Source organism: Streptomyces sp. RFCAC02, assembly GCF_004193175.1.
GTDB lineage: Bacteria > Actinomycetota > Actinomycetes > Streptomycetales > Streptomycetaceae > Streptomyces.
This window is the reverse complement of record NZ_SAUH01000001.1, coordinates 136073-159925: the sequence shown is the minus strand read 5'-3', so window position 1 is coordinate 159925 and position 23853 is coordinate 136073. Positions and strand designations below refer to the sequence as shown.

Below are 23853 nucleotides of genomic sequence, written 5' to 3'. Positions count from 1 at the left end.
GCGTCGCTCCTGCACGTCCCCGCCAGGGACCTAGCCGGCGGCGATGTGCAGGAGCGACGGGTCGGGCGGCAGCCGCAGCGTGCCGGCCGCCAGCCGGGCCGCGACGAGGAGCGCGCCGGACAGCGGGTCCCCCGCGGGAGGCACCACGCGGGCGCCCGGCAGGAGTCGGGCGATCTCCTCCTCCAGGGGCACGGTCAACGGCTCGCCCAGCCGCGGCAGTCCGCCGGTGACGGACACCTCGCCGCCCCCGCCGGGGGGCAGGACGGCCGCGGCCGTCACGGCGATCTCACGGGCCGCCGCCCGCAGGATGCCCGCCGCGACCGGATCACCGTGGGGCGCTGCGGCGCAGCGCGCGACCTCCGGTGCGAACGACGCCAGGACCGCCGGCCGGTCCGTCCTCGGGTAGAGGCGCCCCGGCAGCCCCGCCACGGGGCCGAACACGCGCTCCGCCCGCTCCAGCAGCGCGGGGGACCCGCCGTCGCGGCCGTCGTGGGCGCGCAGGGCCGCCGCCAGGCCGGCGCGCCCGATCCAGGCGCCGCCGCCGGCGTCGCCCAGCAGGTGGCCCCACCCGTCGGCCCGGCGCCAGGACCGCAGGTCGGTGCCGACGGCGATGACACCGGTGCCCGCCGCGACGACGGCGCCCGGCCGTGTCCCGAGCGCCCCGGCGTACCCCGTCACCGCGTCCGCGGCGAGCGCGATGTGCCGCGCGCCGACGGCGTCCCGCAGCGCCGCGGGCAGGCGGGCGCGCAGGGAGCCGCCCAGCGTCGCCATGCCCGCGGCACCCACGCACACCGCGTCGGCGGCGGCCCGTTCCCCGGCCGTCGTCAGCAGTGCGCGGGCCGCGGGGAGCAGCAGCGCGAGGAAGTGGTCCGCGTCGATGCCGGCGTCGCCCGTCCGTACGGGCGCGGCGGTCACCGGCTCGCCGTGCGGCCGCGGCGCTCCGTCGGCGCCGGCGCGGGCCAGGGCGACCCGCAGCCCCGAGCCGCCGGAGTCGACGCCGAGGACCCAGCCGCCCGGCGGCGTCACGGGAGTTTCCAGTCGATGGGCTCGGCGCCCTGCTCGACCAGGAGCGCGTTGGCCCGGCTGAAGGGCCGCGAGCCGAAGAAACCGCGGTCGGCCGACATGGGGGAGGGGTGGGCGGACTCGACCGAGGGGACGGCGCCGAGCAGGGGGCGTAGGTTGCGGGCGTCGCGGCCCCACAGGATCGCCACCAGGGGCTTGCCGCGCGCGGCCAGGGCGCGGATGGCCTGCTCGGTGACCTCCTCCCAGCCCTTGCCGCGGTGCGCGCCGGGGCGGCGCGGCGCGGTGGTGAGGGCGCGGTTCAGGAGGAGGACGCCCTGCCCGGTCCAGGGGCTGAGGTCACCCGTGGCCGGCCGGGGCAGGCCGAGGTCGGTGTGCAGTTCTCTGAAGATGTTCTCCAGGGAGCCGGGCAGGGGCCGCACCTCGGGGGCCACGGCGAAGCTGAGCCCGATCGCGTGCCCGGGCGTCGGGTAGGGGTCCTGGCCGACGATCAGGACCCGTACCTCGTCGAAGGGTTGCTGGAAGGCGCGCAGGACGTTCGCCCCCGACGGGAGGTAGGTGCGTCCCTGGGCGATCTCGGCGCGGAGGAAGTCGCCCATCGCGGCGACGCGGTCCGCCACGGGGGCGAGAGCCGTGGCCCAGCCAGGCTCGACGATCTCGTTCAATGGTCGTGCTGCCACGGTCCGTCACCCTACTGGCGCAGCGGCCCCCGCGTCCCGCCGCCCCGCCCGGACTCACGCGGCGCGGCGGTACTGCGGGGGCAGCTCCGCGCCGGAGGCGCTCAGCTCGCGCGCGGCACGCCGGGGCCAGTACGGGTCGCGCAGGAGCTGGCGGCCGAGCAGCACGGCGTCCGCCTCGCCGGACGCGACGATGCCCTCGGCGTGCTCCGGTTCGGTGATGAGCCCGACGGCGGCCACCGGCATACCGGTCCCGGCCCGTACCCGGGCGGCGAACGGCACCTGGTAGCCGGGGCGCAGGGGGATCTCGACGCCCGGCACGTTCCCGCCCGACGAGACGTCGAGCAGGTCCACGCCGTGCGCCCGCAGGTCGGCGGTGAACCGGACGGTGTCCTCGATCGTCCAGCCGCCGTCCGGCAGCCACTCGGTGGCGGAGATCCGGAAGAACAGCGGCAGTTCGGACGGCCACACGGCGCGCACCGCGTCCACCACCTCCAGGGGGAAGCGGGTCCTGCCCGCGTGGTCGCCGCCGTACGCGTCGGTGCGGCGGTTGCTCACGGGGGAGAGGAACTGCCCCAGCAGGTAGCCGTGGGCGCCGTGGATCTCGGCCACCTTGAACCCGGCGTCGAGCGCGCGCCGCGCCGCCCGCGCGAACTGCGCGGTGACCTCGGCGATCCGCTCCTCGCTCATCGCGGCCGGCACCTGGTGCGCGGGGCTGTAGGGCACCTCGCTCGGCCCCTCGGGCCGCCAGCCGCCGCTCCCGGCGTCCAGCGGCCGGTTGCCGAGCCAGGGCCGGTCGACGCTGCTCTTGCGGCCCGCGTGGGTGAGCTGGATGCCCGGCACGGCGCCGAGGTCCGTCACGAACCGGGTGATGCGGCTCAGGGATTCCGCCTGCCGGTCGTTCCACAGGCCGAGGTCGTACGGGCTGATCCGGCCCTCCGGGCTGACGGCGGTCGCCTCCTGCAGGATCAGGCCGCTGCCGCCGACCGCGCGGGTCGTGTAGTGGGTGAAGTGCCAGTCGCCCGCGACCCCGGTGTCCGGGCCGGTGTCGGCGGCCGAGTACTGGCACATCGGGGCCATCCACACGCGGTTGGGAATGGTCAGCGACCGCAGTGTGCAGGGCTCGAACAGCGCGCTCACGTGTGACAACCTCTCCGGCATCGGGCGGGCCGCCGGCCGGACGGAGGTCCGGCCGGCGGCCCGTGCGGAACCCTCCGATCGTACTGTCGGGCCGGGGCGCCGTCCCCGGGCACGGCGTCCCGGAGCCGCCGCCCGTGGTCAGGACCGGGGCAGGAGGAGCGTCGGGGGCGCCCCGTCGGGCGGGCGGTCCCCCGGCGGGATGCCCATGTCCCACGCGAGGTCGTAGCGCGAGAACAGTTCGGCGCGCAGCCGGGCGAGCGGCATCGGTGCTCCCGGCAGCAGTTGCGCCACCACGGCGCCCATCAGCAGGGCGCGCAGCAGGGGGTAGTCCGTGTCCGGGTCGGCGGACCCGTAGCCCGCCACGGTCTCCCGCAGCAGGAACGCGAGCCGCTGCTGCTCCACGCACTGGATGAAGCCGTCGTGCTGCAGCAGTCCCGCCATGTGCGCCCGCATGAGGACGGGCCGGCTCCGCGCGAGCCCCAGGATCGCGTCGACCGCGCGGGCGAGCAGTTCGTGGCCTGCAAGCGGACCGGCGGGCCGCGGTGTCCGGTCCAGGGCCTCCTGGAGCGTCAGGTGCATGAGCCGGTGCACGGCGGACTGGAGGAGCTGGTGCTTGCCGGAGAAGTAGTAGGCGATCAATCCGCGCGCGGTGCCCGCCCGTTCGGCGATGTCGCCCAAGGTCGTGGCGTCGTAGCCGCGTTCGGAGACGAGCTCGACGGTGGCCCGCAGGAGCCGCTCCCGGGAGCGTCGGCGCATCTCCTCATTGACCGAAGCGCGTCGAGGCGACATGCTGGACTCCCGTTGGCTGGCTCACAGTCAATATACTCAGGGGCGACCGGGCCTCCGCCGTGCAGGGCGGACGGGTTCCGGTGGACGGGCCGGTATCGGGCGGAGCGGGGGACCGCCCGATACCGGCACCGCGTACGGGGCGCCCGCCGTACGGCACACGCCCTCACGGTCCTCGACGCGCCCCGTGTGCCCGCCGCCTCCTCACATCCAGCCGCCGAGCGCGCGCAGCCCGGGGGCGAAGGCCACCAGCAGCGGCACCGCGGGCAGCAGCGTCGCCCCCACCGTCAGCCTGGCCCTGCGCGACACGGACAGCCGTCCGGCGGGGCTCAGCAGCCGGTGCACCCGGTGCGGGACGTGCGCCCGGTGCGAGGTCGGCGCGAAGGCGCCGCGGCACTCGTTCAGCCCGACGAGCGCGAGCGCCGTCGTCAGCCGGCCGAACCGGCGGGAGGCCACGTCGTCGGCCGCCAGCTCGACGAGCCGGTGCACCTGGTGCCGGAACGCCGCGAACACCGGCACCCGGGGGAAACCGCTCGCGAGCGCGCCCGCGCAGTTCAGCAGCCAGTGGTGGCGCGCCCTGACATGGCCCTGCTCGTGCGCGAGCACGGCGTCGAGCTGCCGTCCGTCGAGCCGCCGCAGCGCGGCCGTGGTGATCACGAGGCGCGGCGGGGTGCCCGCGAGGAGCCAGGCGTCGGGGCGCTCGTCCTCCAGGACGACGAGCCGTTCCCCCGCGGCCGCCTCCTCCCCGGGCAGTCGCGGTGACCGGGCGAGCAGCTCGGCCCGCGCGCGCCGCCGCCCCGCGCGGGCGATCCGCACCTCGCGGGTCAGCATGACGGCCGTCCACGCGCCGCCGCACGCCAGCAGGACGGCGACGGCCGCCGCCCAGCCGCGGTCGTCGCCGTGCAGCGCGTACGCGTCGATGACACCGGCGGGCGCCGGCGCGAAGACCTGGCCGCGCACCGCGTGCCACGCCGTCGCGGCCGACAGGGCCATGGCGAGCAGACAGCACAGCAGGACGGCGGCCACGACGCACTGCCACACCCACAGCGCGAGGACCGGTTCCCTGTCCGGCCAGGACCAGCGGGCCAGCAGCCGCGGCGCCGTCGCCGCGGTGAGCCCGCCGAGCAGCAACAGCGCGATGGCGATCACCATGCCGTCAGCTTAGTGCCGCGGGAACGCGCCCACCGTCCCCGGGAACGGACGGCCGGCGGCGGGGTGCACGGCCGTGCCGCGGCCGTCCCCCCACGCCCGCGTGTTCCCAACACCCCGTGCCGGCGCTTCACATGGCCAGCAGCATCGCGAACATGCCGAGGGACAGGGCGAGCCGGCAGGCCGCCGTCGCCTCGTCCCCACCGCCGGGCACCACCGCGTGCGGGCCGCCGGCCGCGCCCGCCGGGACCAGCCGCGGCGCGCAGCGCAGGGCGTAGGCCGCGAAGTACACGAGCAGCGCGCCCGTCACGGGAGCGGCCCAGCCCGTCGTGCCCGTCCCGCCGTGCGCGGCGTGCGCTCCGCCGCCGGCCGTCGCCATCACCACGGCCATGTGCACCATGGCGAGGCCCTCGACCACGTGGTGCGTCTGGTGCCGTACGCCCGCACGCGCCAGTACGGCCGCCCGCAGCGCGACGGACCCGGCCGCGGCGCCGGCGGCCGCCATGACGGTCCGCGGGTCGCCCGGCAGCGCCGTCGCCGGCACGGCCATCACGGCCATCGCCAGTCCCATCGCGGCCTCCACCCCGGCCGCCTGCCGGTCGGTGCCCGCCGTCCTGCGGGTCCGCAGGACGCAGAACGCGCCGGTCGTCCCGCACAGCGCCACCAGCAGCCAGCACACCAGTACCGGCCCGTGCATCCGCGCACCTCCCCGTGCCGCCCGGCCCCGCGCACGGGTACCTGCCCGCCCGGCCGCCGGGGCAGTGCGGCGCACGGGGGCGCGGGGGAGCACGGCGATTACCATCCGGGGGTATGAGCACGCGCCCACTGACCTTCCGCGACGCCACGGAGGCGGACATACCGGTCCTCGTCGCCCTCGTCGAGTCCGCGTACCGGGGGGAGGCGAGCCGCGCCGGCTGGACGACCGAGGCCGACCTGCTCGGCGGGCAGCGCACCGACCCGGAGGGAGTGCGCGAGGTGCTGACCGCGCCGGCGAGCCTGCTGCTGACCGCCGGTTTCGCGGACGGCACGGCCGACGGCGACGCGGCTCCCGCCGGACCCGTCGCCTGCTGCCACATCGAACGCCGCCCCGCGGGCACCGGGGCCGGCCCGGCCGCCTACTTCGGCATGTTCGCCGTCCGGCCGGCCCTCCAGGGCGCCGGCGTCGGCCGCGGTGTCCTGGCCGAGGCGGAGCGCCGCGCCCGGGCCGAGTGGGGCGCCCGGGAGATGCGGATGCAGGTCATCGCGCAGCGCGCCGAACTCATCGCCTGGTACGAGCGGCGCGGCTACGTGCGCACCGGCCGGAGCAGCCCGTTCCCCTACGGCGACGAGCGGTTCGGGCTGCCGCGCCGCCCCGATCTGTCGTTCGAGCTGCTGGTCAAGCCGCTGGCCTGAGCCGGCGCCGGCCGCGGGTCAGACCGCCTGGCGGTGCCCGTCCCGCGCGGCCCGCACCAGTGAGGGGCTGTCGGTCACGACTCCGTCGAGGCCCAGTTCCCGTGCCCGTGCAAGGTCGGCGGCCGTGTTCACCGTCCAGGAGATGACGCGCAGCCCGGCGGTGTGGGCGCGCTCCACCACGGCGGTGTCGAGGTGGGCCAGCTCGCAGGAGATCATCCCGGCCCCCAGCGCGACGGCGCGCTCGGGAGCCGAGGCGGTGGAGCGGCCCGTCACCAGCGCCAGCGGCATGTCCGGCAGCAGCGCGCGGGTCTCGCGCAGCGCGTCGTCGTGGAAGGAGATCACGGTGATCCGGCCGTGGAGCCGCAGCCGTCCGATCTCGGCGGCCAGGACCCGCGCGGCGGCCGCGTCCTTGATCTCCGCCTGGAGCGGCGCCGTCACGGCCCCCGCGGCCTCGGCGAACACCGGTACCCGCTCGCCCCGGCCCGCGTCGAGCGTCCGCAGCTCGGCGAGCGTCAGGTCCGCGATGCGCCCCGAGCCGTCCGTCGTACGGTCGACCGCCGGGTCGTGCATCACGACGAGTCCGCCGTCCTTGCTGAGGTGCAGGTCGAGTTCGACGGCGTCGACCCCGGCCCGCTCGGCCGCGCGGAACGACCGCAGTGTGTTCTCCGGTTCCACGGCCATGAGTCCGCGGTGTCCCACGATCAGCAGCGCCATGCCGTGCAGCCTAGGGTCTGTCCGGCCGGTCCCGTCGTCCGCGCGCGTCCGCAGGGCGTCGCGGCGGCCGGGATCAGCCGGCGCCGAAGCCGAGCGAGCGGATCAGCTGGGCCAGTTCCGAGCGGAAGAGCTTGCCGGGCGCGAGCGTCTGGGCGCGCAGGTGCCCGTGGACCTCCAGCGTGACCAGGCCGTGCAGGTGCCCCCAGATGCGCAGCGCGAGGGCCACCCCGGACGGCGGCAGGTCGGGGAACGCCGAGCGCACCTTCGCGAGCAGACCGGGGTCGAAGTCGTCCCAGGTGAAGGCGGGCCCGGGGGCCGGTGACCCGGCCCTGTCCCCTGCCGCGGCCGCGAGGGCGGCGATGCCGACGCACACCCGCCGGGCGGCGTCCGGGGCGGCGCCGCCCTCCGGAGCGACGTAGCCGGGGACGGGGTCGCCGTAGATGAGCTTGAAGCCCTCGGGGTTGTCCAGCGCCCAGGCGCGGAAGGCGGTGGCCCAGGCCAGGACGCGCGCCGCGGGTTCGTCCTCGGCCGAGGCCGTCCAGGCGGCTCCGACGGCGTCGGCGAGCGCGGTGTACACGTCCGCGATGAGCGCGGTGACCAGGTCGTCGCGGGTGGCGAAGTAGCCGTAGATGGCGTTCGGTGTCATGCCCATCTCGCGGGCGATCGCCCGCAGGGTGATCGCGCCCGGGCCGCCCGAACGCATCAGGGCCAGTGCGGTGCTCTTGATCTCGGCGATCGTCTCGGCCCTCAGCCGCTTGGCCCGGACTGGGGAGAGAGCATGCACATCGGCGTCATCGGAGCCACCGGCACCATCGGCAGCCGGGTCGTCACCGAGGCCCTCGGACGGGGGCACCGCGTGACGGCGTTGAGCCGTGACGTCTCGGGGATCGACGACCGGCGGGAGAACGTCGGCTGGGCGGCCGTCGACGTCTTCGACGCGGCGGGCGTCGCCGCCGTCCTGCCCGGGCTCGACGTCCTCGTCAGCGCGTTCCAGCCCGGGAACGCGGCAAGGGACCTCACGGACACCGTCCGGCGCTCCGTGGCGGACCCGGCCTCCTACGCGCGGGCCGCCCGGGCGCTGCTCAAGGCCCTGGAGAGCCACCCGCGCACCCGTCTCGTCGTCATCGGCGGCGCGGGCAGCCTGGAGATCGCGCCGGGCGTCGTCCGCGCCGACCACGACGAGCTGATGCACGAGGTGCTCGACGCGATCGGGCTGCCCGCGCGTACGCCGCCGCGATACGCGGCCACCGTGACGCGCTGAACGTCCTGCGCCTCTCCGACCGGCTGTGGACCTACTTCAGCCCGGCCGAGCGGATCGCCCCGGGCGAGCGCACCGGACGCTTCCGCGTCGGCGGCGACCAGCCGGTCGTGGACGCCGACGGGCTGAGCCGCATCTCGGCCGAGGACGCCGCCGTGGCGATCGTCGACGAGGTGGAACTGCCCCGGTTCGTCCAGCGCCGGTTCACCGCCGGCTACTGATCGCGGCGGTGCCGCGCGGGGAGGCGGTCGCCGCCCGGCCGCCTCCCGCCCGGTTGAACCGTGCCCCTCATCCCGATAGCGTGGAGCAGGACAGCAAATCTTCCTGTGGAGGGCGGGTCATGACGGAAATCCTTGCTCCTGTTGCCCCGGACGGCGAGAGCGGGGCGGCCGAGGAGTCCCTGTCCGCCCGGCCCGCCTGGAGGGCGCTGAAGGCCGCAGTCGAGGCGCTGCGCCCCGCCCAGCGCGCGGACGGCTCGATCGATTTCGCCGCCGACGGCGCCCCCACGCCCGCCGAGGCCGGCCGCCTCGTCGACCGCGTCATCGCCGCCGTCCGCGACCTGTCACCGCTCCTGCCGCACGACGCCGCCTACCACGCCGCGCTCACCGCCGACCTCCGCCGCTGGGCCGACGAGGGCTTCGGCGTACCGGACTTCCTCGACTCGCTCCTCGCCTTCCGGCCCGCCGAACGGCGCGAGGACGGCCGCGCGCACCTGGTCGTCTTCCCCATGTACACGCAGAACGGCAACCCGGACCGCAACCTGGAGGCCGTCCTGGTGCGCCTCGTGTGGCCCGACTGGCTCGCCGAGCTGGAGCGCACCCGCTTCGACAACCCGATGTTCCTCGGCATCACCTTCGAGGACTTCACCGCCGGCTACGACACGAACTCCGCGGTCCTCTTCCCCGAGACCGTCGCCGTCCGCGAGGTCCCCGAACGCTTCACCTGGGGCGGCATCTTCTGCGATCGCGAGGCCGCCCGCTTCCGCCGCGTCGCGGCCGCCGCCCGCGACGTCACCGGCCTGCTGCTGCCCGAGGACGCCGAGGGCCTCCTCACGGACCAGCGGCGCTGCCAGGAGACGTTCGTGCTGTGGGACATGATCCACGACCGGACGCACAGCCACGGCGACCTGCCGTTCGACCCGTTCATGATCAAGCAGCGGCAGCCGTTCTGGATGTACGGCCTGGAGGAACTGCGCTGCGACCTCACGGCGTTCCACGAGGCGGGGCGGCTCGCCGCCGACGGCCTGCCGCAGGGCCGCGACGTGCAGTACGCCGTCCTCCTGGACCGGATCTTCCGCTTCCCCGTGACGGGCGCCCGCGTCCGCAACTACGACGGCCTCGGCGGCCAGCTCCTCTTCGCCTACCTCCACCGCCACGACGCGCTGCGCTGGACCGACAACCGCCTCAGCGTCGACTGGGACCGCGCCCGCGAGGTCACCGTCGCGCTGCGCGGGGAGATCGAGGACCTCTACCGCCGCGGCATCGACCGCCCGAAGCTCGTCCACTGGCTGAAGGCGTACGAGTTCGTCGCCGGCTACCTCGCCCCGCACCCCGGCTCCACCTGGGCCAAGGGGCCGGACGCCCTCGACCTCGCGCTGCCGCCCCGCAAACTCGTGGACGACGTCCTGCCCGACGAGTTCCCCCTGAGCCTCTTCTACGAGGCCCTGGGGAAGAAACTCCGCAAAGTCGTCGAGTCCACCCGCGGCATCACGGCGGCGGACACGGCGCCGCGCGCCGCCTGACCCGGCCCGGCGGGGTCCGGCGCGCCCCCGCACGGCCGACCGGCATCATGGACCCCCACGAGGAGGCCACCAGCATGGACCCGACCACCCCCACGACCCACGGCACCGACCCGCTCGCCGGCGCCGTCGTGGCCGTCGCCGGCGCAGGCGGGCCGGCCGGGCACGCGGCGCTGCGCGCCCTGGCGGGGGAGGGCGCCACCGTCGTGGCCGCCGACGCCGACCCGGGCCGCCTCGCCGAGGGCGTGGACGCCGCCCGCTCCGCCCACGGCGGCGCCACCGTCACCGGCGACACGGTGGACCTGCTCGATCTCGCCGCGACCCGCGCGTGGGCGGCCCGCACCGAGCGGGAGCACGGCCGGATCGACGGCCTGGTCCACCTCGTCGGCGGCTGGCGCGGCGCGAAGACCTTCGCCGGCACCGACCTCGCCGACTGGGACGTCCTGCACGGCCTGCTCGTGCGCACCGTCCAGCACACCTCCCTCGCGTTCGAGGCGCCGCTCGCCCGCAGCCGCAACGGCCGGTTCATCCTGGTCAGCGCCACCGCCGCGACCCGCCCGACCGCCGGGAACGCCGCCTACGCCGCCGCCAAGGCCGCCGCCGAGGCATGGACCCTCGCCCTCGCCGACGGCTTCCGCAAGGCCGCGGCCGACGGCCCGCCGCCCGCCGCCGCCACCGTGCTCGTCGTCAAGGCACTGGTCAGCGAGGCGATGCGGGAGCGGCGGCCGGACGCGCGGTTCGCCGGCTTCACGGATGTCACCGACCTCGCCGACGCCATCCGCCGGCAGTGGTCAAGGCCCACGGACGAAGTGAACGGAACGCGACAGTGGCTCACACTCCAGCCGACCCCACGCCCATGACGCCCCCCGGCACGCCCTCGACCGACGCCGCGCGGCGCCACGACCCGGACGCGCGCGGATTCGCCAGCGACAACTACGCGGGCGTCCACCCGGAGGTGCTGGCCGCCATCGCCCTCGCCAACGGCGGCCACCAGCCGGCGTACGGCGCCGACGACTACACCGCCCACCTCCAGGAGGTGTTCCGCCGGCACTTCGGCCCCCGCGCGCAGACCTTCCCCGTCTTCAACGGCACCGGCGCCAACGTCGTGGCGCTCCAGGCCCTGACCGACCGCTGGAGCGCCGTCGTCACCGCCGGCAGCGCCCACATCCACACCGACGAGTGCGGCGCGCCCGAGCGGGTCGGCGGCCTCAAACTGCTCCCCGTGCCGGCGCCCGGCGGCAGGCTCACCCCCGACCTCGTGGCCCGCGAGGCGTGGGGCTTCGACGACGAGCACCGCGCGCGCCCCCAGGTCGTCTCCCTCACGCAGGCCACCGAACTGGGCACCTGCTACACCCCCGGCGAGATCCGCGCCGTGGCCGACTTCGCCCACGAGCGGGGCATGACGGTCCACATGGACGGCTCGCGCCTCGCCAACGCGGCCGCGTCCCTCGGCCTGCCGCTCGCCGCGTTCACCACCGACGCGGGCGTGGACGTGGTGTCGTTCGGCGGGACCAAGAACGGCCTGCTGATGGGCGAGGCGGTCGTGGTCCTCGACCCGGAGGCGGTGCGCGGCCTGCCGTACCTGCGGAAGGCGTCGATGCAGCTCGCGTCGAAGATGCGGTTCGTCTCCGTGCAGTTCGAGGCGCTGCTCGCCGGCGACCTGTGGCTGCGCTCCGCCCGGCACGCCAACGCGATGGCGGCCCGCCTGGCCGAGGGCGCCCGCGCCGTCCCCGGGGTGACGATCCTGCATCCCGTCCAGGCGAACGGCGTCTTCGCCCGCATGCCCCGTGACGCGGCGGAACGGCTGCAGAAGCGGCACCGGTTCTACTTCTGGGACGAGGCGGCGGGCGACGTCCGCTGGATGTGCGCGTTCGACACGACCGAGGAGGACGTGGACACGTTCGTCGCCGCGCTGGGCGAGGAGATGGGCCGCTGAGGAGGCCCGCACCGCCGCCCCGCGGTCCCTCAGCCGGCGTGCGCGGGCGGCGGGGCGCTGCCGCCCAGGTGCGCGGGCAGCCACCAGGTGTCCTCCGGCCCCCTCGGCTTGGCCGGGTAGGCGCGCTGCGCCGCGTCGAGCAGCTCCTGCACGCGCTCGCGCAGCCGCTCGGTGACGGACATCGCCGACTCGTCCGCGTCGGCCTCCAGCGGCTCGCCCACGCGCACGGTGACGGGGAAGTGGTTGCGCCCGAGGTCGCGCTTCCGCCCCTTCGTCCACAGGCGCTGCGTCCCCCACAGGGCGACCGGCAGCAGCGGCACGCCCGCCTGCTGCGCCATGCGCGCCGCCCCCGTCTTGAACTTCTTCAGCGTGAAGGACGGGGAGATGGTCGCCTCGGGGAACATCCCGACGATCTCGCCGCCGCGCAGCGCGTCGAGCGCGTGGTCGAACGCCTGCTCACCGCTGGCCCGGTCCACGGGTATGTGCTTCATGCCGCGCATCAGCGGGCCTCCGATCCGGTGCCGGAACACCGACTCCTTCGCCATGAAGCGCACCAGCCGCTTCGCCGGCCGCGCCGCGAGCCCGGCGAACACGAAGTCGAGGTAGCCGATGTGGTTGCTCACGAGCACCGCACCGCCCCGGCGCGGCACATGCTCACTGCCGTCGACGTCAAGGCGCAGGTCCAGCGCCTTGAACATCGTCCGCGCGGCGGCGATGACCGGCGGATATACGAACTCTGCCATGGGAGGTGCGCCCTTCTTCCGTGCCGAGGACCTACGCAACCGTAACTTCCGGTGTCGCAGGATCGTGCCCGAATGCCGCGGCGATCGCCAACCCCTGGGCGCGGCGGATCCGTGAACGGTGCGCGTACGGGGCGCGCGACCGGGAATGCGCGCTGCTTCGCGGACGCTCGTTCCGGGGGACGACGACAGGAGGAACCACCCATGGACGGACGGAACGACGGACGGGACGACGGGCGGGACGGGCCGCTCACGGCGGGGGATCTCGGTGTGGAGCGCCTCGGCCGCCGCGCGACCCTCGTCCACTTCTCGTCGGCCTTCTGCGCCCCCTGCCGCGCGACCCGCCGGATCGTCGCGGACGTCGCCGCCCTCGTGGAGGGGGTCGGGCACGTCGAGGTCGACGCCGAGTCGCGGCTCGACCTCGTCCGCGCCCTGGGCGTCACGGCCACGCCCACCGTGCTCGTGCTGGACGCCGGCGGGCGGATTGTCCGGCGTGCCACGGGGCAGCCGCGCAGGGCGGACGTGATCGTGGCCGTCGGGCTCGCGATCGGCGGCTGAACCGCGTGGCGGTCATGGCGGGTGACATGGCCGGACATCCGTGCGGGACGCGTGGGGGGTGCCTCGGTGCGGCATGCTTGCGCGCGGGGGATACCCTCGGTTGTACTGGCGAGTAACAAACCGGGTCGATCGTCCGGCCGGCCCGGTCGCGGAGCGAACGCAGGAGGAGTCGGCGTGAGTCTGAGGATCGTTGTCTGTGTGAAGTACGTGCCCGACGCCACCGGTGACCGTGGCTTCGCCGATGACCTGACCACCGACCGCGAGGCCGTCGACGGCCTGCTGTCGGAACTGGACGAGTACGCCGTCGAACAGGCGCTCAGGATCGCCGAGGACACCGACGGGGCCGAGGTCACCGTCCTCACCGTCGGCCCCGAGGACGCCACGGACGCGCTGCGCAAGGCCCTGTCCATGGGCGCCGACAAGGCCGTCCACGTCGAGGACGACGACCTGCACGGCACGGACGTGATGGGCACGTCGCTCGTCATCGCCAAGGCCGCCGAGCACATCGGGTACGACCTCGTGGTCTGCGGCATGGCCTCGACCGACGGCGGCATGGGCGTCCTGCCCGCCCTGGTGGCCGAGCGGCTCGGTGTCCCGCAGGTGACGCTGCTGTCCGAACTGTCCGTCGCCGACGGCAAGGTCACCGGCCGCCGCGACGGCGACGCGGCGACCGAGCGCCTCCGGGCCGCGCTGCCCGCCGTCGTGTCCGTGACCGACCAGTCGGGCGAGGCCCGTTACCCGTCGTTCAAGGGCATCATGGCGGCGAAGAAGAAGCCCGTGGAGACCCTGGACCTCGACGACCTCGGCATCGACGCCGCCGGGGTGGGCCTCGCGGGCGCCGCCACCGCCGTGCTGTCCGCGACCGAGCGCCCGGCGCGGTCGGCGGGCGAGATCGTCACCGACGAGGGCGAGGGCGGCAAGCAGCTGGCCGGCTTCCTCGCCGAGCGCAAGTTCATCTGACGCCCGCCCCGCCGCCGACACGACACCCGTCACGCTCAACGGAGAGACCGATACCCATGGCCGAAGTCCTCGTGTACGTCGATCACCTCGACGGTGACGTCCGCAAGCCCACCCTCGAACTCCTCACCCTGGCCCGCCGCCTGGGCGACCCGGTCGCCGTCCACCTCGGCCCGGGCGCCGAGGCGGCCGCCCCCGTCCTCGCCGAGCACGGCGCCACGCGTGTCCTGGCCGCCGACGCGCCCGAGTTCGCCGACTACCACGTCGTCCCCAAGGTGGACGCGCTGCAGGCCGCCCACGACGCCGTCTCGCCGTCCGCCGTGCTCGTGCCCTCGTCGGCCGAGGGCAAGGAGATCGCGGCGCGCCTCGCGCTGCGCATCGGGTCCGGCCTGATCACCGACGCCGTGGACATCGAGGCGGGGGAGGAGGGGCCGGTCGCCACCCAGTCCGTCTTCGCCGCCGCGTTCACCACCACGTCGCGCGTCGTCGCCGGCACGCCGGTCATCACCGTGAAGCCGAACTCCGCCGCGCCCGAGCCGGCCCCGGCCGCGGGCACGGTGGAGGCGCTGGACGTCACGTTCGGCCCGCTCGCCACCGGCACGTCGGTCGTCTCCCGGCAGCCGCGCGAGTCGTCGGGCCGCCCGGAGCTGACCGAGGCCGCGATCGTGGTGTCCGGCGGGCGCGGCGTGGGCGGCGCGGAGAACTTCGCCGTCGTCGAGGCCCTGGCCGACGCCCTCGGCGGCGCCGTCGGAGCCTCCCGCGCGGCCGTCGACGCCGGCTGGTACCCGCACTCGCACCAGGTCGGCCAGACCGGCAAGACGGTCTCGCCCCAGCTCTACGTCGCCGCCGGCATCTCGGGCGCGATCCAGCACCGCGCGGGCATGCAGACCTCGAAGACCATCGTCGCCGTCAACAAGGACGCGGAGGCGCCGATCTTCGAGCTGGTCGACTACGGCGTCGTCGGCGACCTGTTCGAGGTGCTGCCCGCCCTGACGGAGGAGATCAAGGCCCGCAAGGGCTGAGCCGTGGGCCGGGGGACGTGCGTCCCCCGGCCTTCCGCGCCCTCCCGGCGCGCCGCCGCGCCGCGTGGTGCACCGTTGTGTTCGCCGCCCGCGCCCGTTACCGTCGCGCTGGTCCGCCGCCGCGGACCGCCGTACCCGCCGGAGGTGAGCCGCATGGACCAGCCCGTCCCCGCGGCGGCCGTCACCGTGCGCGCCGGCTCCGGGATCCGGGCGCGGCGGGCGGCCCCCCGCTCCGCGGAAGAGGCCGCCGTCCGCCGCCCCGACCGCCCCACCTGCGGGCCTTCGCAGGCCGGACCCCGTGCGGATCACCATGACCGGACTGGACAAGTCGGTCACCGCAGAGCAAGCTTCGTGCTCATGACCACTGATCTTGTCGCCGCCGTGGACATCGGCGGTACGAAAATCGCCGGTGCGCTCGTGGACGGCACCGGCGAACTGCTCCACCGCGTTCAGCGCCCGACCCGGGCCCGCGAGTCGGCGGAGAACGTGATGGGAGCGGTGACCGAGGTGGTCACCGGGCTGACCGACCACCCGCTGTGGTCGCGCGTGGGCGCCGTGGGCGTCGGCAGCGCAGGGCCGGTCGACGCCCGCGAGGGCACCGTCAGCCCCGTCAACATCCCCGCCTGGCGCGACTTCCCGCTCGTGGCGCACCTCGCGAAGACCACCGGCGACCTCCCCGTCACCCTCGTCGGCGACGGCGCGGCGATCGCCGCGGGCGAGCACTGGCGCGGCGCCGCCCGCGGCCGGCGCGACGCCCTGTGCATGGTGGTGTCCACCGGTGTCGGCGGCGGCCTCATCCTCGACGGCAGGCTCCGCCCCGGCCCCACCGGCAACGCGGGCCACATCGGCCACATCAGCGTGGACTTCGACGGCGAGCTGTGCCCCTGCGGCGGCCGCGGCTGCGTCGAGCGCATCGCCAGCGGCACCAACATCGCGCGGTACGCCCTCGCGTCCGGCTGGCGCCCCGCCGGGGCGGACGGCGACACGACCGCCGCCGGCGTCGCCGTCGCCGCCGCGCAGGGCGACCCGATCGCCCTGGAGGCGTTCGAACGGGCCGCCCGCGCCCTGGCCGCCGGCATAGCGGCGACCGCCACGCTGGTGGAGATCGAGACCGTCGTCGTCGGCGGCGGCGTCAGCCAGGCCGGGGACGTGCTGTTCACGCCGCTGCGCCGCGCGCTGTCCGCGTACGCCACGCTCCCGTTCGTCCAGCACCTGGACGTCGTGCCGGCGCAGCTCGGCACCGACGCGGGTCTGGTCGGCGCGGCGGCGGCCTGCTGGAACTCGGACACGTTTTCGGGGCAGGGCCCGCTGGGCACCTGACACACGGTGAACAAGGAGGGGGCACGTGATCATCTGGCTGAACGGCGCGGCCGGGTCGGGGAAGACCTCGGTGGCGGCGGAGCTGCTCGACCTGCTGCCGGGCAGCACGCTCTTCGACCCCGGCCTGGTCGCGGACGGGCTGCGCGCCATGCTGCCCGAACAGCGCCTCGCCGGCGTGGCGGACGTGCAGGAGCTGCCGGCCTGGCGCCGGCTCGTCGTCGACACGGCGGCGGCCCTGCTCGCCGAACTGCCGGGGCCGCTGATCACGCCCCTCACCCTGCTGCGGCAGGAGTACCGCGACGAGATCTTCGGCGGGCTCGCCACCCGCCGCATCGCGGTGCAGCACTTCCTGCTCCACTCTGACGAAACGTTCCTGCGGACCAGGATCGGTCAGCGTGCCGCGGTCGACGGCGAGGCGGCGGCCGGCCGCCCCGGCCGTCCCCCCGGCCACCCGGCCGCCCCCTCCTGGCTCGCGGCCGACTCCTACCGCGTGGACACGGCGGGACGCACGCCCCGCGAGACGGCCGTGCTGCTGGCCGAGGCGATACGGCGCGGTGACGGCACCTGTCCCATCGTCCAGACACCACCGCCCCGGGCGGAGACCCTGGCCGCCGGCGTCCTCTTTTTCGACGACCAGGACCGGGTCCTCCTGGTCGACCCGACCTACAAGCCGGGCTGGGAGTTCCCCGGGGGCGTCGTCGAGCCGGGCGAGCCGCCCGCCCGCGCCGCCGTCCGCGAGGTCGCGGAGGAACTCGGCCTGCACCTCGCGCAGGAGCCCCCGCTGCTGGTCGTCGACTGGGAGCCGCCCCGGCCGCCCCGCTACGGCGGCCTGCGCCTGCTGTTCGACGGCGGGCGGCTCGACGCGGACCGCACGGGCGACCTCCTCCTCCCGGGCGAGGAGCTGCGCGGCTGGCGCTTCGCCGCCGAGGACGAGGCGGAGGAGATGCTGTCGCCCGGCCGGTTCGCACGCCTGCGGTGGGCGCTGCGGGCGCGCGCCGACGGCCGCGCGCTCAACCTCCAGGCGGGCGTCCCGGTCGGCGTCTGACACCGCCCCGGCGCCGTGCCCTCCGTATGCCGCACATCCGGATCGCGGCGGCCGGGGCGCGGATCTAGCGTTACCGGTGATGGCCCCGCGAAGGGGCGGCTCCTCCCTGCAGGCGGTGACCGCGATGCGCATGCCGGAGTACGTACCGGACCCCGCCGACGACCAGCGCGGCTGGGGCGGCCACGCCGTCTTCGGCGCCGCCACCGCCGCCGTCGTCCTCGGCGTGACCCTGATGTTCGGCGCCGGGGGCGGCGCGGACGCGTCGGTGGGTCCGCCGCCCCAGCCGGCCGGTACGGACCGGACCGACCAGGACGCCGGCACGGAGGGCGCGGTCGTCGAACCGCTCCCGCCCGCCGTGCCCACCTGGGTGTCCGTGCCCTCCATCGGCGTCGACGCCCCCCTCGCGCCGGTGGGCCTCGATGCCGAGGGCTGGGTCGAGTCGCCCCCCGAGGACATCCCCGGTCTCGCCGGCTGGTACGACGGCGCCACGGCACCCGGCGCGGACGGCACCGCCGTCATCGTCGGGCACGTCGACAACGCCGCGGGCCCCGCCGTGTTCTACGGCCTCGGCGCCGTGCAGGCGGGCGACCGGATCGAGGTCGTGCGCGAGGACGGCCGCGCGGCCGGCTTCACGGTCTACGACGTCGCCGTCTACGACAAGGCCGACCTGCCCGCCCACGTCTACCGCTCCACGGGCCAGGCCGAACTCCGCCTCATCACCTGCGGCGGCGCGTACGAGGAGGGCAGCGGCTACGCCGGCAACATCGTCGTCTTCGCCCGGCTGACGGACGTCCGCTGACGCGCCACACCCGGCGCCGCGCGGACGCACCCCAATGGCCCCCGCGCGTAACCCGTTCGTCCCGTCCAGCGGGGTACGGGACCGCCCGGATGCCTAACGTCGCGGTGCGGGGCGAGCACTTCGACGAAGGAGCCAACCGATGAGCACACTGCGTACCGCGCTGGCCGGTGCCGGACTCGGCGCGATCCTGGTGGGCGCGGCCGCGCCCACGGCGGCAGCCCGGATAGCCGGCGCGGCTCCCGACCGGGCGCCGCTCGGCGCCCCCCTGGTGGCGACGGCGTTCGGCTTCAGCGTGTCGCCCGCCGCGGTGCGCCCCGGCGGGACCGTGACGCTCACCGTCACCGGCTGCACGGAGGCGGGGGCGTACGCCGAGTCGGCCGTCTTCGACCGCATCAACCTCGGGGCCGCCGGGCAGACCCAGAGCGCGAGCACGACCGTCGACACGGACGCACGCATCGGCGCCGAGTACGACGTCACGTTCACCTGCGGCACCGAGAGCGGCACGGCCCCCCTCAGCATCGTCGCCGCCACCGCGAGCCCCACGCCGACCGCCACCGCCACGGTGACCGCCTCGCCCACCGCCAGCTCCACGAGCCTCCCGAGCCGGGGCGCGCAGGCGGGCGTCGGCGGCACCCAGCCGGTCGCCGACGGCGGCAGCGGCGGAACGATCCTCCTCGCCGCCGCCGGCATCACCGCGCTCGCCGCCGGCTGGGCGGCGTACGCCTTCCGCGGGCGGCCGGGCCGCGGACGCTAGTGCCGCGTCAGGCAAGGTTTGCCCGTCAAGGAGCGGCGTCCGGTGCGGTGCATCGCAAGGCGCCGGATCGCAGCTCATACCCGTCGTATTCGCGCGATTCGGCAACGCAGCGAGGTGCCGTGCCGGGCGACGCGACGGGGCGAACCTTGCCTGACGCGGCACTAGGGCCTGTATCGAGTCGTGATCAGTTTGTTGGTTCCGCCCTCGTTTCGAGGGTGGATCCGGTAGTCCGGTGCGCATGACGCGTGTGCAACTGACGGACGGGGAGTGGGGGTTCGTCGAGCCGTATCTGCCGGTCGGTGAGTACGGCCCGTATCCCGAGCGGCTGCGGCAGCAGTTCGAGGGTGTGATTTGGAAGTTCCGCTCGGGAGCGCAGTGGCGGGAGGTGCCGGAGCGGTTCGGTGCCTGGTCCACCGTGCACAACCGGTTCCGGCAGTGGCGGGACGCCGGGGTCTTCGAAGCGCTGCTGGAGGGGGTGATCGCCGAGGCGTCCGAGCGGGGCGGGGTGGACCTGTCGTTGGTCAGTGTGGACTCCACGACAGTCCGTGCCCACCACGACGCGGCCGGGATGCGTCTGCAGGAGGGCATCCTGGAGGCGTTGGAGAAGGCCGCCGTCGAGGCGGAGGCGGCCCGGCAAAAAGGGGCGGCTCGGAGGGACAAGACAGGCATAGTGGTGTCTGCGATCCCGGCCAGGGCGAACGGCGACGCGTCCGGCGACGGCGCAAGCTGCGTTTGAAAGCTGCTTCGCTCGGGCGCTCACGAGGCGGACAGACCAGCAAGATCCACCTGGCTGCCGACCGCCGCTGCCGGCCCCTGGCGCTTGTCCTGACCGCCGGCCAGGCCGCGGACAGCCCGCAGTTCATCCCCGTGCTCGCCGAAGTGCGCGTCCGCGGGCCTGTCGGGCGTCCTCGCACCCGACCGGACGCAGTCGCCGCAGACAAGGCGTACTCCTCTCGTGGTAACCGCGCTCACCTGCGCAAACGCGGGATCAAGGCAGTCATCCCGGAGAAGAAGGACCAAGCCGCCAACCGGAAGAAGAAGGGCCGACACGGCGGCCGACCCGTCACCCACGACGCCGAGCTCTACAAAGAGCGCAACACCGTCGAGCGCCTGATCAACAAGCTCAAGGCATGGCGCGGGATCGCCACCCGCTACGACAAGACCCCCGAGAGCTACCTCGCCGGGCTCCACCTCCGCGCCTCCATGATCTGGATCAAGGACCTCACCCGAACCACTCAGTGATCACAACTCGATACAGGCCCTAGGCCGGGTACCGGGTCCCGACGCCGCGTCAGACGCCGGCGGTGGCCGCGTACCGCCGGAGGAACAGCGCCTCGGCCACCGCCATGCGGCTCAGTTCGTCGGGGGACAGGCTCTCGTCTACCGCGTGGATCTGCGCGGCCGGCTCGTTCAGCCCGATCAGCAGGATCTCGGCCGCCGGGTAGAGCGTGCCGAGCGTGTTCGCGAGCGGGATCGACCCGCCCTGGCCCATCACCGCCATCTCCGTCCCGTCGTAGGCCTCGCGCATCGCCGCCGCCATCGACGCGTAGGCGGGGCTGGCGGTGTCGGCGTGGAAGGGCTGTCCCTCGCCCGTCGCCCGCACCTCGACACGGGCGCCCCAGGGGGCGTGCGACTCCAGGTGCGCCGCCAGCAGACCGCTCGCCGCGCCCGCGTCCATGCCCGGCGGCACCCGCATGCTGACCAGGGCCTCCGCCCGCGCCTGCACCGAGGGCGTCGCGCCCACCACCGGCGGGCAGTCGATGCCGAGCACGGTCACGGCGGGCCGCGCCCACAGCCGGTCGGCGATCGTCCCCGTGCCGATCAGCCCGACGCCGTCCAGCACCTTCGCGTCCTCCCGGAACATCTCCTCCGGGTACGGCGTGCCCTCCCACACCCCGTCGGCCGCGAGGCCGTCGATGCGCGTCGAACCGTCCTCGGAGCGCAGCGAGTCCAGCATCCGGATCAGCGCGGCGAGCGCGTCGGGCGCGGCGCCGCCGAACGCGCCGGAGTGCAGGTTGCCCGCGAGGGTGTCCACCCGGACGCGGACCATGGCCATGCCGCGCAGACTGGCGGTCACGGTGGGCTGCCCGGCGCGGAAGTTGCCCGCGTCGCCGATGACGACGGCGTCGGCCGCGAGGAGCCCGGGGTGGGCCTCCGCGTACCGCTCCAGACCGCCCGTCCCCTGCTCCTCGGAGCCCTCGACGATCACCTTCACGCCCACCGGGACGCCGCCGCACTCCCGCAGGGCGCGCAGCGCGAGCAGGTGCATGAGCACCCCGCCCTTGCAGTCGGCGGCGCCGCGCCCGTACCAGCGGCCGTCGCGCTCGGTCAGGGTGAACGGCGGGGAGGTCCACGCCGCCTCGTCCAGCGGCGGCTGCACGTCGTGGTGCGCGTACAGCAGGACCGTCGGCGCGCCCTCGGGTCCCGGCAGGTGGCCGTAGACGGAGGTGGTGCCGTCCGGCGTCTCCAGCAGCTCCACTTCGGCGAACCCCTCGGCGCGCAGCGCTGCCGCGATCCACTCGGCGGCGGCGAGGCTTTCGCTCGGCGGGTACAGCGCCGGGTCGGCCACCGACCTGAACGCCACCAGCTCGGCCAGTTCCTCCTTCGCCCTCGGCATCAGCGCGGCGACGGCGGACGGAATCGTGGCCTCCTGGGCACGGTGCTGCATGGGACGCTCCACGTACGGGCACGGTCGCCGCCGTCACGGGAGCGTGCGGACGCCGGTGCACACGGATCAGGGATGTTTCCGATGATCCCACAGCCCGGTTCCGCGCCGGGTGCTGCGTAGGATGCCCAGCGGTGACCTTCGGACGTAACCCAGCGGGGAGCTACAGCACATCGTGAGCAGTGAAGACGAAGCCGTGAGCAGCGAGGTCTGGGACGTCGTCGTGGTGGGGGCGGGCCCCGCCGGTGCTTCCGCCGCGCGCGCCGCCGCCGAGGCCGGGCGGCGTGTCCTGCTGCTGGAGAAGGCCGAGCTGCCCCGCTACAAGACGTGCGGCGGCGGCATCATCGGCCCCTCGCGCGACGCCCTGCCGCCCGGCTTCGAACTGCCGCTGCGCGACCGCGTGCACGCCGTCACCTTCTCCCTCAACGGCAGGCTCGCCCGCACCCGCCGCTCCAAGCGGATGCTCTTCGGACTGGTCAACCGGCCCGAGTTCGACCAGCGCCTCGTCGAGGCGGCGGTGAAGGCGGGCGCCGAACTGCGCACCGGCACCGCCGTGTCCCGCGTCGAGCAGCACGGACCCGCCGTCCCCGACCGGCGCACCGTGGCCGTCGTCCTCACGGACGGGGAGACGCTGCTGGCCCGCGCCGTGGTGGGCGCGGACGGCAGCGCGAGCCGGATAGGAGCACATGTCGGGGTGCGCCTGGACCAGGTGGACCTCGGCCTGGAGGCGGAGATCCCGGTGCCGCCGGACGTCGCGCGGGAGTGGAAGGGCCGTGTCCTCATCGACTGGGGGCCGCTGCCCGGCAGCTACGGCTGGGTCTTCCCGAAGGGCGACACCCTCACCGTCGGCGTCATCTCGGCGCGCGGCGAGGGCGCGGCCACCAAGCGCTACCTGGAGGACTTCACCACCCGCCTCGGCCTCGCCGGCTACGAGCCCGCCATCTCCTCGGGGCACCTGACGCGCTGCCGCACGGACGACTCGCCGCTGTCCCGGGGCCGCGTCCTGGTCTGCGGCGACGCGGCCGGGCTGCTGGAGCCCTGGACGCGCGAGGGGATCTCGTTCGCGCTGCGCTCGGGCCGTCTCGCGGGTCAGTGGGCCGTGCGGATCGCGGAGGCCGGTGACGCGGTGGACGCCCGGCGCCAGGCCCTCAACTACACGTTCGCCGTGAAGAGCGGCCTCGGTGTCGAGATGGGCGTCGGCCGCCGTCTGCTGCAGGTGTTCGCGCAGCGCCCGAAGGTGGTGCACACGGCGCTGATCACGGTCCGCCCGGCGTGGACCGCGTTCGCCCAGATCACCCGGGGCTCGACGACCCTCGCGAACATCGTGCGCACCCATCCGATGGCGCGCCGCGTGCTGTCAGCGCTGGACCGGTCGCCCCGGCAGGCGCCGGACGCGCCGGGCGGCGCCGCGGCGGACGCCGCCGCCGAGTGACGCGGGGCCGAACGGGCGAAGCCGGCGCGGCATGCGGATGACACGCGGCGCCCGGCCCGGCTGCTGCGTTCGGACGCACGGTCCCGCCGTACGGGCGACCCGGCCCGCCGGCCCGGCCGGTCCCCGGCGCTGACCGCCCGTCACGCGGCCCGCCGGCGGTCCCCTGGGGACGGTCTCCCTCCCGTGCCGTTTCCTCGTGCGCATCGGCCCGGCCTCGCCCGGGGCCGGGCGCCGCTGTTGTCCGTGGAGCGGGCGGGTCCCGGCGGAGCGGCTCGCGCTCCCGCGCCGGCGTGGCCTGCGGTGGCCTGCCGCCCGCTCCGGATCCTGCCGTCGTGGTGTGCGGCGGGTTCGCCGTCCGCTGTCGGGCCTGCCGGGGGCCGCGCCCGCCGGCGTTCGTGCGCCGCGCTCCCCGTCTCCCGGGAGGGGTCGGCCCTGGTGCACCGGTCGCGCTGTCCGGGCGACGCCTGCCCGCGGGCCGTGCCGCCCCCCTTGCCCCCGGCGGGGACCGGCGCGCCCTGTACGGCGGTCCGGTGCCGGGGACCGCGACCGGACCGCCTGCCCGGCACGCGGCTGCGTGTTCCGGTCCCGTGGGCCGGCCGGGCCGGTGCCTGACCACGGTGGCGCCGTTCCACCGTCGCCGCCCGGATCTCCGCCGGGCGGAACCCGGCGAACACACGGGGATCGTCCGGAACGGGCCGCCCAGCGAGGGAGGGAGCCGCCGAACCGGTTCCGGTCCGGCCGCGTGCCGCTG

23 protein-coding genes and 1 pseudogene are annotated in these 23853 nt (G+C 75.5%); 14 read left to right on the top strand and 10 right to left on the bottom strand.

Translation table 11 applies throughout. The annotated features are described in order from the left end of the window. Positions 1–30 precede the first annotated feature (30 nt). The 6 genes from EMA09_RS00720 to EMA09_RS00695 form a co-directional block, all read right to left on the bottom strand. A complete protein-coding gene (locus EMA09_RS00720; protein ID WP_129837865.1) occupies positions 31–1026 on the bottom strand; it encodes a BadF/BadG/BcrA/BcrD ATPase family protein in 996 nt (331 codons plus the stop codon). Beyond that, complete coding sequence (locus EMA09_RS00715; RefSeq protein ID WP_129837863.1) at positions 1023–1700, bottom strand: uracil-DNA glycosylase; 678 nt, start codon at positions 1698–1700, stop codon at positions 1023–1025. The genes EMA09_RS00720 and EMA09_RS00715 overlap by 4 nt, the downstream gene beginning before the upstream one ends. Before the next feature lie 54 nt (positions 1701–1754). Next, positions 1755–2837 carry an NADH:flavin oxidoreductase/NADH oxidase gene (locus EMA09_RS00710; protein ID WP_129837861.1) on the bottom strand — a complete coding sequence of 361 codons (1083 nt, stop codon included), beginning with the start codon at positions 2835–2837 and terminating at the stop codon, positions 1755–1757. 138 nt (positions 2838–2975) lie between these two features. Beyond that, positions 2976–3626 (bottom strand): TetR/AcrR family transcriptional regulator, encoded by a 651-nt coding sequence (locus EMA09_RS00705; RefSeq protein ID WP_129837859.1) that lies wholly within the window; start codon positions 3624–3626, stop codon positions 2976–2978. 201 nt (positions 3627–3827) lie between these two features. Then, positions 3828–4775, bottom strand: a complete 948-nt coding sequence (locus EMA09_RS00700) for a M56 family metallopeptidase (RefSeq protein ID WP_129837857.1) — start codon at positions 4773–4775, stop codon at positions 3828–3830. A gap of 127 nt (positions 4776–4902) precedes the next feature. Next, complete coding sequence (locus EMA09_RS00695; protein ID WP_129837855.1) at positions 4903–5469, bottom strand: DUF5134 domain-containing protein; 567 nt, start codon at positions 5467–5469, stop codon at positions 4903–4905. A 113-nt stretch (positions 5470–5582) separates the two neighbouring features. Between EMA09_RS00695 and EMA09_RS00690 the strand changes: the two genes are divergently transcribed. Beyond that, the gene (locus EMA09_RS00690) at positions 5583–6164 is read left to right on the top strand and encodes a GNAT family N-acetyltransferase (RefSeq protein ID WP_129837853.1); all 582 of its coding nucleotides are present in this window, start codon (positions 5583–5585) and stop codon (positions 6162–6164) included. An 18-nt stretch (positions 6165–6182) separates the two neighbouring features. Here the strand turns inward: EMA09_RS00690 and EMA09_RS00685 are convergent, their stop codons facing one another. Together EMA09_RS00685 and EMA09_RS00680 are read right to left on the bottom strand one after the other, a co-directional pair. Then, a complete protein-coding gene (locus tag EMA09_RS00685) occupies positions 6183–6878 on the bottom strand; it encodes a glycerophosphodiester phosphodiesterase (protein WP_129837851.1) in 696 nt (231 codons plus the stop codon). 73 nt (positions 6879–6951) lie between these two features. Then, positions 6952–7662, bottom strand: a complete 711-nt coding sequence (locus EMA09_RS00680) for a TetR/AcrR family transcriptional regulator (protein WP_129837849.1) — start codon at positions 7660–7662, stop codon at positions 6952–6954. Here EMA09_RS00680 and EMA09_RS00675 point away from each other — a divergent pair. The 4 genes from EMA09_RS00675 (at position 7657) to EMA09_RS00660 (ending at position 11810) form a co-directional block, all read left to right on the top strand. Further along, on the top strand, positions 7657–8139 hold the full coding sequence (locus EMA09_RS00675; protein WP_240796160.1) for an NAD(P)H-binding protein: 483 nt from the start codon (positions 7657–7659) through the stop codon (positions 8137–8139). The genes EMA09_RS00680 and EMA09_RS00675 overlap by 6 nt on opposite strands. Before the next feature lie 337 nt (positions 8140–8476). Then, positions 8477–9877 carry a DUF6421 family protein gene (locus EMA09_RS00670; protein ID WP_129837847.1) on the top strand — a complete coding sequence of 467 codons (1401 nt, stop codon included), beginning with the start codon at positions 8477–8479 and terminating at the stop codon, positions 9875–9877. A 74-nt stretch (positions 9878–9951) separates the two neighbouring features. Then, positions 9952–10734, top strand: coding sequence for an SDR family NAD(P)-dependent oxidoreductase (locus EMA09_RS00665; RefSeq protein WP_206305879.1), 783 nt, complete (start codon positions 9952–9954; stop codon positions 10732–10734). After that, on the top strand, positions 10731–11810 hold the full coding sequence (locus EMA09_RS00660) for a low specificity L-threonine aldolase (RefSeq protein WP_129843756.1): 1080 nt from the start codon (positions 10731–10733) through the stop codon (positions 11808–11810). Before EMA09_RS00665 ends, EMA09_RS00660 begins: the two co-directional genes overlap by 4 nt. Before the next feature lie 29 nt (positions 11811–11839). Here EMA09_RS00660 and EMA09_RS00655 read toward each other — a convergent pair whose 3' ends face one another. Further along, on the bottom strand, positions 11840–12553 hold the full coding sequence (locus tag EMA09_RS00655) for a lysophospholipid acyltransferase family protein (protein ID WP_129837843.1): 714 nt from the start codon (positions 12551–12553) through the stop codon (positions 11840–11842). Between the two features lie 201 nt (positions 12554–12754). Between EMA09_RS00655 and EMA09_RS00650 the strand changes: the two genes are divergently transcribed. The 8 genes and pseudogenes from EMA09_RS00650 (at position 12755) to EMA09_RS00615 (ending at position 20247) form a co-directional block, all read left to right on the top strand. Beyond that, complete coding sequence (locus tag EMA09_RS00650; protein ID WP_129837841.1) at positions 12755–13108, top strand: thioredoxin family protein; 354 nt, start codon at positions 12755–12757, stop codon at positions 13106–13108. 174 nt (positions 13109–13282) lie between these two features. Next, a complete protein-coding gene (locus EMA09_RS00645; protein WP_129837839.1) occupies positions 13283–14068 on the top strand; it encodes an electron transfer flavoprotein subunit beta/FixA family protein in 786 nt (261 codons plus the stop codon). A 56-nt stretch (positions 14069–14124) separates the two neighbouring features. Further along, positions 14125–15087 carry an electron transfer flavoprotein subunit alpha/FixB family protein gene (locus EMA09_RS00640; RefSeq protein WP_129837837.1) on the top strand — a complete coding sequence of 321 codons (963 nt, stop codon included), beginning with the start codon at positions 14125–14127 and terminating at the stop codon, positions 15085–15087. A gap of 357 nt (positions 15088–15444) precedes the next feature. Next, positions 15445–16407, top strand: coding sequence for an ROK family protein (locus tag EMA09_RS00635; RefSeq protein WP_129837835.1), 963 nt, complete (start codon positions 15445–15447; stop codon positions 16405–16407). Positions 16408–16432: 25 nt separating this feature from the next. Then, positions 16433–17452 (top strand): NUDIX hydrolase, encoded by a 1020-nt coding sequence (locus EMA09_RS00630; RefSeq protein WP_129837833.1) that lies wholly within the window; start codon positions 16433–16435, stop codon positions 17450–17452. Positions 17453–17531: 79 nt separating this feature from the next. Then, on the top strand, positions 17532–18251 hold the full coding sequence (locus EMA09_RS00625; protein WP_240796159.1) for a class F sortase: 720 nt from the start codon (positions 17532–17534) through the stop codon (positions 18249–18251). A gap of 139 nt (positions 18252–18390) precedes the next feature. Continuing rightward, positions 18391–19005, top strand: a complete 615-nt coding sequence (locus tag EMA09_RS00620) for a hypothetical protein (protein WP_129837831.1) — start codon at positions 18391–18393, stop codon at positions 19003–19005. 238 nt (positions 19006–19243) lie between these two features. Then, a pseudogene (locus EMA09_RS00615) lies at positions 19244–20247 on the top strand (IS5 family transposase). Positions 20248–20296: 49 nt separating this feature from the next. Here the strand turns inward: EMA09_RS00615 and EMA09_RS00610 are convergent. Continuing rightward, positions 20297–21673, bottom strand: coding sequence for a dipeptidase (locus tag EMA09_RS00610; RefSeq protein WP_129837827.1), 1377 nt, complete (start codon positions 21671–21673; stop codon positions 20297–20299). A gap of 172 nt (positions 21674–21845) precedes the next feature. Between EMA09_RS00610 and EMA09_RS00605 the strand changes: the two genes are divergently transcribed. Further along, positions 21846–23102: a geranylgeranyl reductase family protein gene (locus tag EMA09_RS00605; RefSeq protein ID WP_240796158.1), complete on the top strand. Its 1257-nt coding sequence runs from the start codon at positions 21846–21848 to the stop codon at positions 23100–23102. Positions 23103–23853: the final 751 nt, after the last annotated feature.

Excerpts from the sequence above, each read along its gene's own strand:
- EMA09_RS00655 (WP_129837843.1), bottom strand. The coding sequence starts at position 12,553 with ATGGCAGAGTTCGTATATCCGCCGGTCATCGCCGCCGCGCGGACGATG.
- EMA09_RS00620 (WP_129837831.1), top strand. The coding sequence starts at position 18,391 with ATGAGCACACTGCGTACCGCGCTGGCCGGTGCCGGACTCGGCGCGATC.
- EMA09_RS00610 (WP_129837827.1), bottom strand. The coding sequence starts at position 21,673 with ATGCAGCACCGTGCCCAGGAGGCCACGATTCCGTCCGCCGTCGCCGCG.
- EMA09_RS00700 (WP_129837857.1), bottom strand. The coding sequence starts at position 4,775 with ATGGTGATCGCCATCGCGCTGTTGCTGCTCGGCGGGCTCACCGCGGCG.
- EMA09_RS00650 (WP_129837841.1), top strand. The coding sequence starts at position 12,755 with ATGGACGGACGGAACGACGGACGGGACGACGGGCGGGACGGGCCGCTC.
- EMA09_RS00685 (WP_129837851.1), bottom strand. The coding sequence starts at position 6,878 with ATGGCGCTGCTGATCGTGGGACACCGCGGACTCATGGCCGTGGAACCG.
- EMA09_RS00625 (WP_240796159.1), top strand. The coding sequence starts at position 17,532 with ATGGCCCCGCGAAGGGGCGGCTCCTCCCTGCAGGCGGTGACCGCGATG.
- EMA09_RS00660 (WP_129843756.1), top strand. The coding sequence starts at position 10,731 with ATGACGCCCCCCGGCACGCCCTCGACCGACGCCGCGCGGCGCCACGAC.
- EMA09_RS00695 (WP_129837855.1), bottom strand. The coding sequence starts at position 5,469 with ATGCACGGGCCGGTACTGGTGTGCTGGCTGCTGGTGGCGCTGTGCGGG.
- EMA09_RS00665 (WP_206305879.1), top strand. The coding sequence starts at position 9,952 with ATGGACCCGACCACCCCCACGACCCACGGCACCGACCCGCTCGCCGGC.
- EMA09_RS00670 (WP_129837847.1), top strand. The coding sequence starts at position 8,477 with ATGACGGAAATCCTTGCTCCTGTTGCCCCGGACGGCGAGAGCGGGGCG.
- EMA09_RS00635 (WP_129837835.1), top strand. The coding sequence starts at position 15,445 with ATGACCACTGATCTTGTCGCCGCCGTGGACATCGGCGGTACGAAAATC.
- EMA09_RS00675 (WP_240796160.1), top strand. The coding sequence starts at position 7,657 with ATGCACATCGGCGTCATCGGAGCCACCGGCACCATCGGCAGCCGGGTC.
- EMA09_RS00705 (WP_129837859.1), bottom strand. The coding sequence starts at position 3,626 with ATGTCGCCTCGACGCGCTTCGGTCAATGAGGAGATGCGCCGACGCTCC.
- EMA09_RS00640 (WP_129837837.1), top strand. The coding sequence starts at position 14,125 with ATGGCCGAAGTCCTCGTGTACGTCGATCACCTCGACGGTGACGTCCGC.
- EMA09_RS00690 (WP_129837853.1), top strand. The coding sequence starts at position 5,583 with ATGAGCACGCGCCCACTGACCTTCCGCGACGCCACGGAGGCGGACATA.